Origin of the sequence: Herbaspirillum sp. 1130, from assembly GCF_017833835.1 — a bacterium.
Classification (GTDB): Bacteria; Pseudomonadota; Gammaproteobacteria; order Burkholderiales; family Burkholderiaceae_D; genus Herbaspirillum; species Herbaspirillum huttiense.
The window spans coordinates 365,529-380,914 of record NZ_JAFICQ010000001.1; the positions used below are offsets into that span (position 1 = coordinate 365,529).

Here is a 15,386-nt window from a genome sequence, read left to right on the forward strand (position 1 = left end):
TGGGTACTCCTTGCTGGTTGATGCTGCTTGTCTGGTTTGTCTGGTGTGTTAGTTTGTCCGGGTCGTTGGCGGCGCAGGCGGCCTCAGTGCTGCGGCAGAGCCGCGCGCAGCCATTCGCTGAGTTCCGGCGCGCCCGGCCAGGCGCTGATGCTGGCGGCACTCGCCATCAAGACCTGCAGGCAGGCCGTATGCACATGCTCGCAGGCAGAGAGGTCCACCGCGGCCGCCGGATGGCCGGCCACCAGGGCCAGCAGGGCCTCGGCATCCTCCACGGCCAGTACGCCCGCACAGTGCAGGGTGTCGTCCTTGAATTCGATCGTCATTTCAGCAGCTCCTTGGGGTTGATGACCATCAGTACCGAGCCGTCGCCCAGCAGGGCCGATCCGGCATAGGCCGTGAGGCCGGCGAGCACGCCCGAGAGCGGCTTGAGAATCACTTCCACCACCTCCCGGAAGTCATCGATCACCAATCCCAGGTACTGCCCGTGCACGCGCAGGATCAGGGTCGCCCATTCGTCGTGCTCGTTGCAGCGCTGCGGGGTGTCCAGCCCGAGCAGGCTGTTCAGTTCCAGCAGCGGCACGATGCGCCCGCGCAGGACGGCGGCATTGTGCTGCTTGATGCGGTGTACGTCGGCGGCCGGGACGCGCACCGTTTCCACCACCGCTTCCATCGGCAGGCCGTACTGCACGCCGCCGGACTGCACGATCATCACGTTGGTCACCGCCATCGACAGCGGCAGCGACAGTTGCAGGCGGGTGCCCTGGCCGGCTTTGCTTTCCAGCTGCACGCTGCCGTGCAGGCGTTCGATGGCGGTGCGGACCGCATCCATGCCCACGCCGCGCCCGGAGAGATCGGTGACGGCCTCGGCCGTGGAGAAGCCGGGCAGGAACACCAGGTTCACGGCCTCGCGGTCGCTCATCCTTTCCAGTGCCGCTTCATCCACCAGGCCGCGCGCATAGGCCTTGCGCCGGATCACGGCGGGGTCGATGCCGCGCCCGTCGTCGGCGATCTCGATGACCACGCAATCAGCTTCCTGGCGTGCGCTCATGACCAGCTTGCCGGTGGCCGGCTTGCCGGCGGCGCGGCGTTCTTCGGGCGTTTCCATGCCGTGGTCCAGCGCATTGCGCACCAGGTGAACCAAGGGGTCGGCCAAGGCCTCGATGACGTTCTTGTCGGCCTCGGTGGTCTCGCCTTCGAGCAGCAGTTGCACCTCCTTGCCCAGCTTGCGTGCGATGTCGCGCACCAGGCGCGGGAAGCGCTGGAACACGAAGGACACCGGCATCATGCGCACCTGCATGATGGCATCCTGCATTTCCTCGACGATGCGGTTGATGACCGCATGCTGGGCCCGGATATCGCGGCCCAGCTCGCGCTCGCCGTACTGGTTCTCGGCACGGGAGGCCAGGTAGGGCAGGCCGTTGCGGGCCACCACCATCTCGCCGATCAGGTTCATGAGGCGGTCCACTTTTTCCTGTTCCACCTTCAGGACCCGCGCGCCATTGCTGTCCTCGGCACGGCGTCCGAAATTGACGGGAGCCTCTCCCTCGGCAGTGGCGGGCGCCATTGCCGCCGTCGCCGGGGCGGCAGCCGCTGCCACTGCGGCCGGTGCGGCGATCTCTGCCGCGATCATTTCTTCTTGTACATCAGCGTCTGCGCTCATCTCGGCCACCGACTGCACTTGCGCATGCTGCTCGATCCAGGCCACCACCGGCGCCACGCCAGACAGCGCAAGGGCTTCCTCGGCGCAGGCTTCCAGTGCCGGCAAGACATCCAGGCGTCCGATGGCGCGCATGCAATTGGCGATGGTCGTCACGGCCGCTTTCAGATGGCCAGGGACCCAGGGCGCGCCTTCTAGCGCCCACAGTGCATCGTTCTGGGTTTGCACGATCATCAGCGCATCGTTGGCCCGGGTCTGGTCCTTGACTTCGATGGCCGCTGCCGGCAGGGCGGTGATCCAGAACTGTCCCGGCACGTAGCGGAAATGATCATCCAGCAGGCTGCGGTCGGCTGTCGTTACTGCCTGGAATACCAGGTTGGCCCGATAGGCGTCCAGCTCGGCCAGGGCCGGCCAGGCGCTGCCGGGCAGGACCCGGCGCCACAGCACGCCCGGCATCTGCGCGGCCAGGCGCAGCGGATCCTCGCCTTTGAAGAAGCATTCCGGTTCCGGCGTGTATTCCACCCACAGCAAGGTCTCGCCATTGCGGGCGGCATCCGCCCACGCCATCCGCAGGCTGGCCGGCACCCGGCCCAGGGCCTCGGCCATGCGGCTGCGGGCGGCTTCTTCAGCCGCGCGCTGGCTCGCCTGGTGGGCATCCTGGCCACCGCCCTGGGCCAGCTGCATCCCGCAGCGCTGGCGCAGGCGGGCCACCAGTTCCGCGCACGGGGCAGCCTGGGCCGGGTCCGGCTGGCCGGCCAGTTCGATGTCGTCGAACTGGCGTACCACGAAATCCATGGCTTCCAGCAGCAGGTCGGCCATCTCGCGGTCATAGGCGACCTGGCCGTCGCGCACCGCACTCATCAAGTCTTCGGCCGCATGCAGCACCCGGAACATCTCGGGAAACTCGAACAGTCCGCAGTTGCCCTTGAGCGTATGCACCACCCGGAACAGGGACTCCATCAATTCAGGATCGGCCGGCTGGCGTTCCAGGGCCAGCAGGCGGCTGGCGATCTCCTGCAGGCCGTCGCGCGACTCCTGCATGAATTGCAGCAGCAGGGGGGAGAAGGCGGTCGTCATTGCGTTTCTCCCAGCATCAGTTTCACGTTGCGCAGCAGCGGCACGGGGCGCGCCGGCTTGACGATGTAGAGATTGGCGCCGGCCTCGAAGGCCTTGCGGCGATCGCATTCCTGGGCTTCGGTACTGACCATGATGGCCGGTGCCTGGGGGATGTCGTGCTGGCGCAGGGCGCGCAGGAAAGAGTAGCCATCCATTTGCGGCATGTTGACATCGACCACGTACAGGTCGAAGGGCTGCTGGCCTTCGGCGCAGGCGGCCAGCGCCGTCTCCAGCGCCTCCAACCCGTTGCTGGCTTCGCGCACGGTATAGCCGGCGTCCTCGAAGATGGCCCGTTCATACAGACGGACGGTGGCAGCATCGTCCACGATGAGGATATGTTTCATGCTTGCTCCAATGGCTTCTGGTAGACGATCGCTTGTGCAAACTTGCGGATCGCAAACAGCGATGAGATGCGGCTCATCGACTCCGAGTGGCCCAGGCAGATGAAACCGCCCGGGCGTAATACGTCATAGAAGGCTTCGGCGGCACGGCGGCGCGAGGCGTCGTCGAAGTAGATCAGCAGGTTGCGGCAGAACACCAGGTCGTAGTTGCGGTAGGCCGCCACTTCGGCGCGTTCGTTCAGGTTCACGCGGGTAAAGGCCACGACCTCGCGCAGGCTGCGGTTGATGCGCCAGTTTTCCCCCTCGCGGGTGAAATACTTCTGCAGCCAGGCGGCCGGCAGCTGGTGCACGGCACGCGGCGAATAGAGGCCGGCCTCGGCCTGGGCCAGGATGCGGGTGTCGATATCCGAGGAGACGATCTCCACATCCCAGCGTGCCAGTTCCGGCCAGCGTTCCAGCAGGTACATGGCCACCGTGTAGGCTTCCTCGCCGGAAGACGACGGCATGATCCAGATGCGCATCGGTTCGCCGCGCGGCTTGAGCGCCACCAGCTCGGGCAGCATCGACTGCACCATGCAGTCGAACTGGTAGTGCTCGCGCATGAAGTAGGTCTCGTTGACCGTCATCTCGTTGACCAGGCGCTGCCATTCGCGGCCCGAGGTCTCGAAGCGCAGCAGCGAGAAGTACTCGCGAAAGTCGGCACAGCCTGCTGCCTGGATGCGGTCGATGAGGCGCTTGTCGACGAAGTAGCGTTTGGTCGATTCGAAGTGGATGCCGCTGCGGCGGTAAAAATATTCACGGAAGCGCTCGAAGTCTTCGGCGCTGATGCTGCTGGTGGGGGCTTCTGCAGAAACATTCATTACGCGCCCCGTCCAAGCCGGTTCAGCAGCAGGCGCCCGGCAAACGTGATGTAGGGCTCGTCGGCAAAGCGGCGCATGAGCGTGGTCACCGGTCCGATGGCCGCTGGCGTGCCGATGGTGGTCAGCACTTCCAGTGCAGCGCCGCAGACGTTGACATCGGTCTCGGCATCGATCAGTTGCAGCAGCCAGTCCTCCACCCGCGCATGGCGCAGCGTGTCGAGGATGCCCACGGCCAGGATGCGGATATCGGTTTCCGGATCAATGAGCATGTGCGCGATCACGGGAGCCACCTGCTCGGGCATGCCGCGCAGCAGGTCGATGGCGGCGTTGCGCAGCCAGGCGTCTTCGCTGCGCAGGCAGCCGGCCAGGGCTTGCACGGCCTCGTCGCCGGGCGTGGCCGCCAGTGAATCGAGCAGGGCCGTGCGCACGGCCAGGCTCGATTCGCGTTCCAGGGCATCGAGGATGACCGGTACCGCCTCCGGCTGTCCGGCCAGGGTCTGGGCCGCACTGCGGCGCAATGCCGGGTCCGCCGCCTGCAGGCTGGCCAGGGCCGTGGCGCGGGCCACTTCCGGGATACTGGCGCTGGACATTCCTGTGGACTTGTTCAAGGGCATGATGGGTTCCGTATCGGTGTGATTCGTATCAGTTGAGGGGACACAGCCACTGGATCAGCTGGCCTGCAATCCGTTCGGCCGGCAGTACGCTGCTGGCGCCGCCACGGCGGATCAGTTCGGCCGGCATGCCGAAGACCACGGCGGATTGTTCGCTTTCGGCGATGGTGCGTCCGCCGGCTTGCCGGATCTCGGTATAGGCCTCGGCACCATCGCTGCCCATGCCGGTGAGCATGACGCCCACGATGGCCTGGGGCGGATACAGCTGCAGGGCGCTGGCCCCCAGTAACTGGACCGAGGGATGCCACAGCTGGGTTGCGTCGGGCGGGCGGCTGACCAGCGTGGGACGGCCGTTGCGCGTGGTGAAAATGCTGTCGGCACCGCCCTTGCAGACATACACCGTGCCCGCTTCCAGCGGCATGGGCTGCGCCGCCTCGACCACACGCAGGGCGCATAGCCGGCCCAGGCGCTCGGCGAAGGGCGCGGTAAAACTGGTCGGCATGTGCTGCGCCACCACCACCGGCCAGGGGAAGTGCGCCGGCAACTGCGGCAGGATGCGCTCCAGCGTGCGCGGGCCGCCGGTGGAGACTCCGATGACCACCACCCCCGGCCGGCGGGCATCCAGCGGCGCGGAGAGGGTAGCAGTCGGGGCCGCCGTCGCTGGTCCGGCAGGATCGGCTGGCCGAGCGGCGCTACGGGGGCGGGCAGCGGTGCGCGGCGACGTGGCCGGCGGTGCTGCGTCGGGCCCGCGCACCTTGGCCTTGGCGGCGCCCCGTACCTTGGCCACCAGTTCGGTGCGCAGCGCATCGATGCCCAGGCTGATGGTGCCGCCCGGCTTGGCTACGTAATCCACCGCCCCCAGGGCCAGGGCTTCGAAGGTCGCCAGCGCCCCCTGGGCCGTCAGGGAGGAAAGCATGATCACCGGCACCGGACGTTGCAGCATCATCTCCGCCAGCGCCGAGAGACCATCGAGTTCGGGCATGTTGATGTCGAGGGTGACGACATCGGGCGCGAATTCCAGGTTCATGCTGACGGCTTCGCGGCCATTGCGGGCAAAGGCCACCGCAAAGCCACCGGCCTGCTCGAAGAGCTCGCCCAGTTGCTTGCGCATGAGGGCTGAATCGTCGACGATGAGCAGCTTCATCCTTCTCTCTCCTGTCCTTTCTCGTGCGTAGGCTTACGCGGCTTGTCTCATGCCGGCCAGCAGGGCCAGCTCTTCGCCTTCCACCAGGTAGCGCGGTTCCACCAGCTGGATCATGCGTTTCTGTTTCTCGATGTTGGCCATGCGCGAGAGCAGGCGCACCTGCTGGCTCGACAGCGAAGGCGCGGGCCCGATGGCGCGGCGTTCGATTTTGAGGACCTCGGCCACCGAATCGACGATGAAGCCGGTGCACACCTGGTCGATCAGGAACACCATGATGCGCTGGCGGTCACTGCGTTCCACCCGTGGCAGGCCCAGCCGCATGCGCAGGTCGATCACCGGCAGCACGGCGCCGCGCAGGTTGATGACGCCTTCCACAAATGTCGGGGCGCGCGGCACGTGGGTCAGTTGCTCCGGCACGCGCACGATCTCCTGCACGCTGTCGATGGGCACGCCGAATTCCTCCTCGCCGAAGCGGAACACCACGACCTGTTCCTCATCGTCGCTGCGGGTTTCGGGCTGCTTGTTCTGGTTCACCTCGTTGTCCTCCAGCAAGGTTTCGATGGCCGGCTGGCGCAGCAAGCTCACGGCATCGATCACCGACACCAGCCGCTTTCCGTTGTCCAGCCGGCAGATGCGGGCGATGTCGGCCATCCCCTGGTCGCGCGCCAGCAGCGTGGGGACCGCTTCCACGGTGTTGAGCGGCACCCGCAGCACTTCGTTGACGGTATCGATGACCACTCCCACGGCGCCTGCCGAGTCCCCGGCCGCCGGGGCAACCACGGCGATGCGGCTGCTGTGGTCCTGCTGGTGCGGCGGCAAGCCGAACATGTGGCGCAGCGACACCAGCGGCAAGAGCCGGTTGCGCAGGGTCATGATGCCCAGCACGTGCGGCTCCGCATGCGGCACCTGCACGATGGTCTGCGGCATCTGCACGATTTCCTGTACGTCTTCGATGGCTACCGCATATTCCTGGCCGGCCACCATGAAGCTGACCAGTTGCAGTTCGTCGCCACCCTGGGCCTGCACGTCTTCGGTGCTGCCGCCATCCATGGCAGTCTGTCCGGCGCGCGTGCCGGTAGCGGCTTCGGCAAATTCGGCCGCCACCAGCCGGGCGAAATCCAGCACCATGATCATGGGGTGGCCGCCGACGTCCTTGATCAGTCCGGACAGCAGCTCGGTGCGCACCGAGGAGGCGATGCAGGCCACGTCTTCGATCTGGCGCAGGTCCACGCCGACCACGCTGGCCACGTGATCCACCACGAAACCCAGCGGCTGGCCCAGGTCGATCACCACGGCACGGCTGGCATCGTCGGCCGGCCGGTCCGGCAGCCCGAAGATGCGGCTCAGGCTGACGATGGGCAGCACCTTGCCGCGCAGGTTGGCCAGGCCCAGGAGGGCCTGCGGGGCCAGCGGCACGTGCACTACTTCCGGCACGCGGATGATTTCCTGTACCGGTGCCATGTCCACGCCAAAGACCTCGTCGCCCACCGTGAAGGTGACGAACTGGCGCAGTTCGGTGTCGCCGGTGGTGGGCGGGGGCAGGTCGTCGTCGGCTGTGCCGGAGTAGGCCGGCGGCGTCGCTGCGCCGGGTACGGGCGCGACGGCGGCCGGGGCCGTCTCGCGCTCGATGAGGGATGCGTCATTCATGTTGTGTGTGCCTTTCTCGGGTCCACGGGTTCACTGGAGCAGCGAGTCAGGTGCTTTGCAGCTCATCGGCCAGCGAGGCCACTTCCTCGACGGCGGCGGCCAGTTGCTCGGCCCCCTGGGACTGCTGGCGCGCGGCGGCAGCAGCTTCGGTGGCGGCACGGTCGGCTTCCTGGGCGGCGGCGGCAATCTGCTCGGTGCCGGTGCGCACCTGCACGATGGCCGCAGCCACCTCGCTGGCAGCCGACAGGATTTCCTGCGTGCCTTGCTCCACGGCGGCCACATCGCTTTCGATGCTGACCAGGGCGCTGGTGATGGCCTTGGCTTTTTCGGCTTCACCGATGGCAGCGTCGGCAATTTCTTCCAGGTCGCGTTCGACCACGGCGATCTGGTCCTGCACTGCTTTGACCAGATCCTTGATGTTGTCGGCATTGCCGGCCGAGTCGTGGGCCAGGTTGCGGATGTCTGTCGCGACCACCACGAAGCCCTTGCCGAACTCGCCGGCGCGGGCCGCTTCGATGGAGCCGTTCACGGCCAGCATGTTGGTCTGGATGGAGACGGTGGTGATGGCATCGACGATCTTGTCGATGCGGCGCGAGACCAGGGCCAGGTCCTTGATCTGGCGGATCGAGGCGCGTGAGGCGTCCACCGAATTGGCGATGCCGGCGATGAGCGAATCGACGGCCTTCTTGTTCTCGCCCAGCAGCGTCCGGATCGCGGTGGCGCGTTCGCCGCTGGTGCCGGCGCGTGCTTGTGCCACCTGCAGGCCGCGTGAGATCTGTTCGATGGCCGTGGCCGATTCTTCGGTGGCCACTGATTGCACCTGCGTACCTTTGCGGATCTGTTCGATGGCCGACATGATCTGGGCGCTGGCGCGGCTGATTTCCTGTACGGCCGCCGAGAGTTCTTCGGCACTGGCGGCGACTTCTTCGGCACTCTTGGCCACATCGGTGGAGTTCTTGAGGTCTTCGGACAGTTCCGAGAGCGCTTGCGAGGTGGTTTCTGCTTCCGACAATGCCTGGCCTTGCTCGGCCACGGTCTTGGCGGATTCGACGGCAGCGGCCGATTGTTCTTCGGCGGCAGCGGCGATTTCCTGGGCGCCATCAAGCGCCTGCTTGGTCGCGGCGACCGACTGCTGGGCGCCTACGGCAATCTCTTGCACGCCGGCGACGATCACCTGGGCATCGCGGCGGATGTTCTCCAGCTGGGCGCTGATCATCTTGCCGCTTTCGACCTCGCCCAGGACAGTGGTGGCGGCCGCGCCGATACCTTCGACCACGGCCTTGACTTCACGCTGGATCTGGCCGACCAGTTCCTGGATCTGCTTGGCGCTTTTTTCCGAGGTCTCGGCCAGGGTGCGCACCTCGTCGGCCACCACCGCAAAGCCCTTGCCATGCTGTCCGGCGCGGGCCGCTTCGATGGCCGCGTTCAGGGCCAGCAGGTTGGTCTGGTCGGCGATGCGGGCCACGGCCTTGACGATGTCGCCGATGTTGGCGGCCTGCTTTTCCAGTTCGGCCACCATGGCCACCGAGCTGGACTGGCGCTGGGCGGCGATGCCCACGTTGGTGACCAGGGTGGCGATATCGCCGCTGGTGCGGGTGACCTGGTTCTGCACGGCCAGCATGCGGGCCTGGCTTTGATCGGCATTCTGCAACTGGCGGCCGATGGCCTGCTCGACCTGGCGGAAGGCGGCCAGCGACTCCTGAGCGGCGCTGGAGGCTTGCTCGGCGCCGCTCGCAATCTGGTCGGAGGCGCTTTTCAGTTCTTCTGTGGCGGCAGAAGCCTCCGAGATGCCGGCGCTGAGTTCGGCGGTGGCGGCGGCGATGCGCTCGGCGGCCTGCTGCTGCTTGGCCAGGGTGCGTGCCTTCTTGCGCAGGGCATCGGCCTGGCGCGACGTCGAGGCGGCCGCACGCTGGTCGGTTGTGCCCTCATAGTTGGAGTTCTGGATAGTCTTGACGAGCGCCATGTGCGCCTCCTGGAAAAAAGTTGTGCTCAAACGGACGGTCTTGCAGGAGAAATGGTAGGCGGCAATATTGCCGGGCGGAATCGGTTCTGGTCCTAGGAGATACATAGGAAATGTCCTAGGCAAACCGAGCAGCCCGGTTGCGCTTGCCTAGGGCCGTGTTGACGCCTTGGCCATGTGCGCAGGACCGCGCTTTGCGCAAGGCAAGCGCGAAAGCACGCGTGCCGCGGTCAGCGGGCGCTGTTCCGTACAAAGGATGGGGTGGAAAGTCGCCGCACTGGCGTGCCGGGTGGCAGGAACGGGGACAGAGAGGGCGCGGGAAGTTGCGCGAATGGATCAGGAAAAACGACTGCAGCAGCAGCTGAAGGAAGGTTCAGGTCTGCCGTTCCACCAGGTTGTTCTTGACGGCCCACAAGACCAGTCCGACCACGTCGCGTACGCCGATGCGGTCCATGATCTGGGCGCGGTGGGCCGCGATGGTCTTTTCGCTCAGGTCCAGTTCGTAGGCGATTTCCTTGGTCGTCTTGCGATGGGCGATCATGGCCAGGATCTGGTGCTGGCGCGGCGTAAGCGGATCGGCCTGGGTCTGCCGGGCGGGCCCCGTGTAGAGGCAGTGGCTGATCATGGACTTGGCTACAGCCGGGGTCAGGTAGCACTCGTTGCGGGCGACGGCCTGCAAGGCGATATCGAGTTCAGCGGGATTGGATTGCTTGAGCAGATAGGCCGCTACCCCCATGCGCATCACCTCGGCCAGCAGCTCGGCATCGGGCTGGTTGCCGACGATCACCACGCGGCTGGCAGGGCATTTGCTGCAGATGTCGGCCAGCAGGGCCAGTCCCTTGCGGGTGTCGGTGGAGATATCGATGATGACCGCGTCCGGCGCCACGCTCTGGATCACATGCAAGGCCACCGGTCCGGCTTCCACTTCGCCAATGACTTGTTGGCCTTCCAGCTTCTCGATCAGGCAACGCAGGCCCGCGCGCATCATGATCTGGTCGTCCACCAGGACTATATTCATGTTCAGGATCCCCCACTGAGCAAGTTGATGTGGCAACCCTCCTCAGTGTGCCGGCGACAGCGCAGGGCACGCGCAGCGGTCTCGGGATGCCTGTTCTCAGCGGTGAATTTACCGGTTTTTCTTAATCATTTCAATCAAATATAGCGAATAAGTGCAAATTCATCAGAAGTATGATTTTTGATGAAGATGATCTGGTCATTCTGTTCACGTTCAGCACGCCCGTTCTTGGCTGTTACGCCTCACCCATGAAAAAACCGGGCGCAATCATGATTGCGCCCGGTCCGGGAATGCTTTGCGCTGCGCCGTCCTGCCTTGGGGGGCGGGCGGCGAGCACGTCATTGAGAAGCTTACTCGTGGATGTTGTTGCGCACGGTTTCCTTCACGAACAGCAGACCGATCACCACGGTGATCAGCGAGATCACGATCGGATACCACAGGCCGTAGTAGATGTCGCCCTTGAAGGCCACCAGTGCGAAGGAGGTGGTGGGCAGCAGGCCGCCGAACCAGCCGTTGCCGATGTGGTAAGGCATGGACATGGAGGTGTAGCGGATGCGGGTCGGGAACATTTCGACCAGGCAGGCGGCGATCGGGCCGTAGACCATGGTCACGTAGAGCACCAGGATGAACAGCAGCAGCAGGACCATGGGCTTGTTGATCTGCTCCGGATCCGCCTTGGCCGGGTAGCCGGCGGCCTTGATGTCGTCTGCAAGTGCCTTGGACAGTTCCTTGTCCTTGGCAGCAGCGTCTTCCTTGGACAGGCCGGTCGCGTCATAGGAGGTGATGATGCGATCGCCGATCTTGACGGTGGCCACCGAACCCGGGGCGCCGGCCACGTTCTGGTAGTTCACCGAGGCAGCCGACAGCTTGGCCTTGACGATGTCGCAGGACGAGGTGAACTTCTTGGTGCCGGTCGGGTTGAACTGGAACTGGCAGCTGGCCGGGTCAGCGGTGACGATCACCGGCGACTTTTGCAGGGCGGCTTCCAGCGCCGGGTTGGCGAAGTGGGTCAGGCCGTTGAAGATCGGGAAGTAGGTCACGGCGGCGATCAGGCAGCCCCCCAGGATGATGGGCTTGCGGCCGATCTTGTCCGACAGCGATCCGAAGAACAGGAAGAAGGGCGTGGCCAGCAGCAGGGCTGCAGCGATCAGCAGGTTGGCGGTCGGGCCATCCACCTTCAAGGTCTGGGTCAAGAAGAACAGAGCGTAGAACTGGCCGGTGTACCACACCACGGCTTGACCGGCGGTCAGGCCGACCAGCGCCAGGATCACCAGCTTCAGGTTCTTCCATTGGCCGAAGGCTTCGGTCAGCGGGGCCTTGGAGGTCTTGCCTTCAGCCTTCATCTTCAGGAAAGCCGGCGACTCGTTCATGGACATGCGGATCCACACCGAGATGGCCAGCAGCAGGATGGAGACCAGGAAGGGAATGCGCCAGCCCCAGTCGGCGAAGGCGGCTTCACCCACGGCCGTACGCACACCCAGGATCACCAGCAGCGACAGGAACAGGCCCATCGTGGCCGTGGTCTGGATCCACGCGGTGAAGGCACCGCGGCGGCCTTCCGGCGCGTGCTCGGCCACGTAGGTGGCGGCACCGCCGTATTCACCACCCAGCGCCAGACCCTGCAGGATGCGCAGGATGATCAGGATGATCGGGGCAGTGATGCCGATGGAGTTGTAGTTGGGCAGCACGCCGACGATGAAGGTCGAGGCCCCCATGATCAGGATGGTCACCAGGAAGGTGTACTTGCGGCCGACCAGGTCACCCAGGCGGCCGAACACCAGCGCGCCGAAGGGACGCACGATGAAACCGGCAGCAAAGGCCAGCAGGGCGAAAATGAACGCGGTATTGGGGTCGGTGCCGGCAAAGAACTGCTTGGCGATGATGGCCGCCAGCGAGCCGTACAGGTAGAAGTCATACCATTCGAAAACGGTGCCTAGCGAAGAGGCGAAGATGACTTTCTTCTCCTCCGGGGTGATGCCGCGCGCAGTCGTATTGACTGATGCTGTGGTCATGTCTGTCTCCTTGGTTTTAATGAGTGTGCTACTGCATGGAATGCAACCAGGTACTCGGGGCAACAGGGCAACAATGCAACAGATGGCCGAATGGGGCGTTATGCAAGAACGCACCGGAGAACAAAGCATGAAGAGCATGCAAAGCATGAAACATCGACACCCCTCGCTTCCCCGTCTGACACAAACCGCGATATTGGCTTCGCATTGCTTGCGTAAGGACCCACTTGTCCATGCGGCGAGTGTGCGACGCCAAACTTACGCAGGACTTGCTCCAAACTTACACAAGCTTACAGCGCAGCAAGTCGATTTCTGGTTGCGACGCAGCAGCAAAAAGCCCGTCAGCCAAGGCCTTGCGGGGTGGTAACAGATATTGCGGCGCAGCGGCCGCAGCGCGCGGCTCGCCTTTTGGGGAACGCGGTCAAAAAGATTTTTCTGTCAGGAATCAGCGCGAGCAAGTGAAGCATCGTGCCAGGCATGCGGATCAGCGGCAGGTGCTCCCGGGCGGGACGGCAGACGGGACGGCGGTGACAGGACGGCATCACCGCCCTGTCACGGCTCAGGTGCGGGGATCAGGCCAGCGCAGTGGCCGGGGTTGCTTGCGCTGTCGGTGTGGGCAGGCTGTCGCCCTCCAGCAGCGCCTTGACCACGCGTTCGCCCAGGCCCAGGCCGACGCTCATGCCGATGCCGGTATGCATCAGCACCACCGAGGTGTGGTCGTCGATGGCCAGGGCCGAGAACGGGCCCGGTCCCTTGCTGCCGTAGACGCCTTGCCAGCGCTCGATCACCTGCACGCGCGAAGCCAGGGTATGTTCGACCAGGCCGATCAGCAGTTCATCGATTTCCTCACTGTTGAACGGGGGCGAATCGGTACCGTAATGGTGCGAATCGCCGACGATGAGCTCCTGATACGGGGTCGGGCTGACCAGCAGGTGAATGCCGTGCTTGTTCAGCAGCGGGGCGTTCGCCTCGATCTCCGCGTGCACCGCGCGGGCGGTCGGCAGGTCCGAGAAAGCGCCGTAGTGGGTGCAGGACAGGCCGGTCAGCACGGCATGGGTCAGCGGCACCGCCTCTTCAGTCTTCAGGCGCAGCATCTGCAGGCGGCACTGCTTCAGGTTCATCGGCTGCAGACGGTCGGCAAAGAGCGTCAGGTAATCGTGGCCCGAGCACACCACCACGCGCTCGGCGCGGAATTCGCCGGCGGTGGTCGAGAGGCGGCCGTCGGCGGTGCCATGCACCAGCGTGTTGAAACGGAAATGCACGCCCTGCGAATGCAGGTAGGCCACCAGGGCCGGCATGGCTTCGCGCGAATACAGCTGCAGGTCTTCGGTGCCGTGCAGGGCCGAGCGGTGATGGCTGAAACGGCCGTTGTAGAGCGCGTCCAGCTTGTCGCCTTCGAGCAGGGAGGCGCGGTAGTCGTACTGGCGTGCACGCACGGTCATGAATTCCAGCAGCACGTCGTGTTCGGCCTCGCTGCGGGCAAACAGCAGGGTGCCAGCTTCACGGGCGCTGAAATGCGCGCGCGCGGCCAGGTGCAGCCAGAGGGCGCGGCTTTCGCGGGCCAGGTCGAGCATGATGCCGGGGGGCTGGCCGGTCACCAGGCCCATGCCGAAGTTGCGTACGGACGCGCCCAGCGGCGTGCCGGTGCGTTCGAAGACGGCCACCTTGAGGCCGCGCTTGACGGCGGCATAGGCGTGGGCGAGGCCAAGGATGCCCGAGCCGACCACGGCCAGGTCGAAGTGCTGCGGATCGTGTTCTGAGAGGGAATTGTTCATGAGAAGTGCTCCATCGGAGTCAGTGGCGAGATGTTGTGCGGCGTCTTGTGCGGGGACGCTCTGACGGCGTCCTGCGGTCCTCTCCGTGCGCCGTCACGCTACAGCTCGAAGCTGTTGGACCCGTGACGGCGCGGTAGTGCGGGCAAGTGCAGGGATTACTGCTTCTTCTCCGACTTGCTTTCGTAACGCTTGCTCCACTCGGTCAGGATGCGGTCACGGCTGGTGCTGGCCCAGGTGAAGTCGTTCTTGATCAGGCGCTTTTCATAGTCGGCCGGCAGCAGCTCGTCCGGCTTGGCCACGCCAGGAATGGCGACCACGGCGAAGTTCTTTTCATACAGGGCCATGGCTTCCTTGCTGGCGGAGAAGTCGGCCAGTTTCTTGGCGGCTTCCAGGTTCTTGGTGCCCTTGACGATGGCAGTGGCTTCGATATCCCAGCCCAGGCCTTCGGACGGCAGGATCACGTCGATCGGTGCGCCTTCCTTCTTGGTCTTGACGGCACGGTACTCGAAGGCGATGCCGATCGGGAATTCACCGGTGGCCGCCTGTTTGCAGGGCTTCGAGCCGGAGTGGGTGTATTGGCCGATGTTCTTGTGCAGGGCGTCCATGTAGGCCCAGCCTTTTTCTTCACCCATCATCTGCAGCCAGGCCGAGACATCCAGGTAGCCGGTGCCGGAGGAAGCCGGATTGGGCATGACGATCTTGCCGGCATAGACCGGCTTGGTCAGGTCGGCCCAGGAGGTCGGCTTGGGCAGGCCCTGCTTTTGCGCTTCCACGGTGTTGAAGCAGATGGCCGAGGCCCACACGTCCATGCCGACCCAGGCCGGCGGATTGGCGGCGCTGCGGTACTTGGCGTCGATCGCTGACAAGCCTTGCGGGGCGTACGGGGTCAGCATGCCTTCCTTGTCCAGCAGGGCCAGGCTGGTGGCGGCCAGGCCCCAGATCACGTCAGCCTGCGGGTTGGCTTTTTCGGCCAGCAGCTTGGCGGTGACGATGCCGGTGGAGTCGCGCACCCACTTGATCTCGATGTCCGGGTTGGCCTTCTGGAACGCGGCCTGGTAAGCCTTGATCTGGTCGGCTTCGAGGGCGGTGTAGACGGTCAGCGTGGTAGCGGCGTGGGCCTGGGCCGAGAACAGCAGGCCGGCACCGATCACCGATGCGAACAGGGAAAACAGCTTGGTTTTTTTCATGATGGCCTTCGTCAGTGAATGGCTGGGTTGAAAACGCGTCGGGGACGCAAGGTGGAGAAATCGT

General features: G+C 65.0%; 12 protein-coding genes. All 12 read right to left on the reverse strand.

The features are described from left to right. Window positions 1-83 precede the first annotated feature (83 nt). The gene (locus JOD78_RS01715) at window positions 84-323 is read right to left on the reverse strand and encodes a hypothetical protein (protein WP_121040047.1); all 240 of its coding nucleotides are present in this window, start codon (window positions 321-323) and stop codon (window positions 84-86) included. After that, complete coding sequence (locus JOD78_RS01720) at window positions 320-2,734, reverse strand: chemotaxis protein CheA (RefSeq protein WP_209569039.1); 2,415 nt, start codon at window positions 2,732-2,734, stop codon at window positions 320-322. Before JOD78_RS01720 ends, JOD78_RS01715 begins: the two co-directional genes overlap by 4 nt. Beyond that, a complete protein-coding gene (locus JOD78_RS01725) occupies window positions 2,731-3,117 on the reverse strand; it encodes a response regulator (protein WP_034309545.1) in 387 nt (128 codons plus the stop codon). The genes JOD78_RS01720 and JOD78_RS01725 overlap by 4 nt, the downstream gene beginning before the upstream one ends. Further along, window positions 3,114-3,974, reverse strand: a complete 861-nt coding sequence (locus tag JOD78_RS01730; RefSeq protein WP_209569037.1) for a protein-glutamate O-methyltransferase CheR — start codon at window positions 3,972-3,974, stop codon at window positions 3,114-3,116. Before JOD78_RS01730 ends, JOD78_RS01725 begins: the two co-directional genes overlap by 4 nt. Next, window positions 3,974-4,588: a HEAT repeat domain-containing protein gene (locus JOD78_RS01735; protein ID WP_121040053.1), complete on the reverse strand. Its 615-nt coding sequence runs from the start codon at window positions 4,586-4,588 to the stop codon at window positions 3,974-3,976. The genes JOD78_RS01730 and JOD78_RS01735 overlap by 1 nt, the downstream gene beginning before the upstream one ends. 28 nt (window positions 4,589-4,616) lie before the next feature. Then, window positions 4,617-5,729, reverse strand: a complete 1,113-nt coding sequence (cheB, locus tag JOD78_RS01740) for a chemotaxis-specific protein-glutamate methyltransferase CheB (RefSeq protein ID WP_209569035.1) — start codon at window positions 5,727-5,729, stop codon at window positions 4,617-4,619. 33 nt (window positions 5,730-5,762) lie between these two features. Next, a complete protein-coding gene (locus tag JOD78_RS01745) occupies window positions 5,763-7,376 on the reverse strand; it encodes a chemotaxis protein CheW (protein ID WP_209569033.1) in 1,614 nt (537 codons plus the stop codon). A gap of 46 nt (window positions 7,377-7,422) precedes the next feature. After that, the gene (locus tag JOD78_RS01750; protein ID WP_209569031.1) at window positions 7,423-9,339 is read right to left on the reverse strand and encodes a methyl-accepting chemotaxis protein; all 1,917 of its coding nucleotides are present in this window, start codon (window positions 9,337-9,339) and stop codon (window positions 7,423-7,425) included. Between the two features lie 370 nt (window positions 9,340-9,709). Then, window positions 9,710-10,354 (reverse strand): response regulator transcription factor, encoded by a 645-nt coding sequence (locus JOD78_RS01755; protein ID WP_121040064.1) that lies wholly within the window; start codon window positions 10,352-10,354, stop codon window positions 9,710-9,712. Window positions 10,355-10,701: 347 nt separating this feature from the next. Continuing rightward, complete coding sequence (locus JOD78_RS01760) at window positions 10,702-12,363, reverse strand: MFS transporter (RefSeq protein WP_121040067.1); 1,662 nt, start codon at window positions 12,361-12,363, stop codon at window positions 10,702-10,704. A 569-nt stretch (window positions 12,364-12,932) separates the two neighbouring features. Next, window positions 12,933-14,135, reverse strand: coding sequence for a TIGR03364 family FAD-dependent oxidoreductase (locus JOD78_RS01765; protein ID WP_209569029.1), 1,203 nt, complete (start codon window positions 14,133-14,135; stop codon window positions 12,933-12,935). Window positions 14,136-14,290: 155 nt separating this feature from the next. Then, a complete protein-coding gene (locus JOD78_RS01770; RefSeq protein WP_039788217.1) occupies window positions 14,291-15,322 on the reverse strand; it encodes a putative 2-aminoethylphosphonate ABC transporter substrate-binding protein in 1,032 nt (343 codons plus the stop codon). Window positions 15,323-15,386 lie beyond the last annotated feature (64 nt).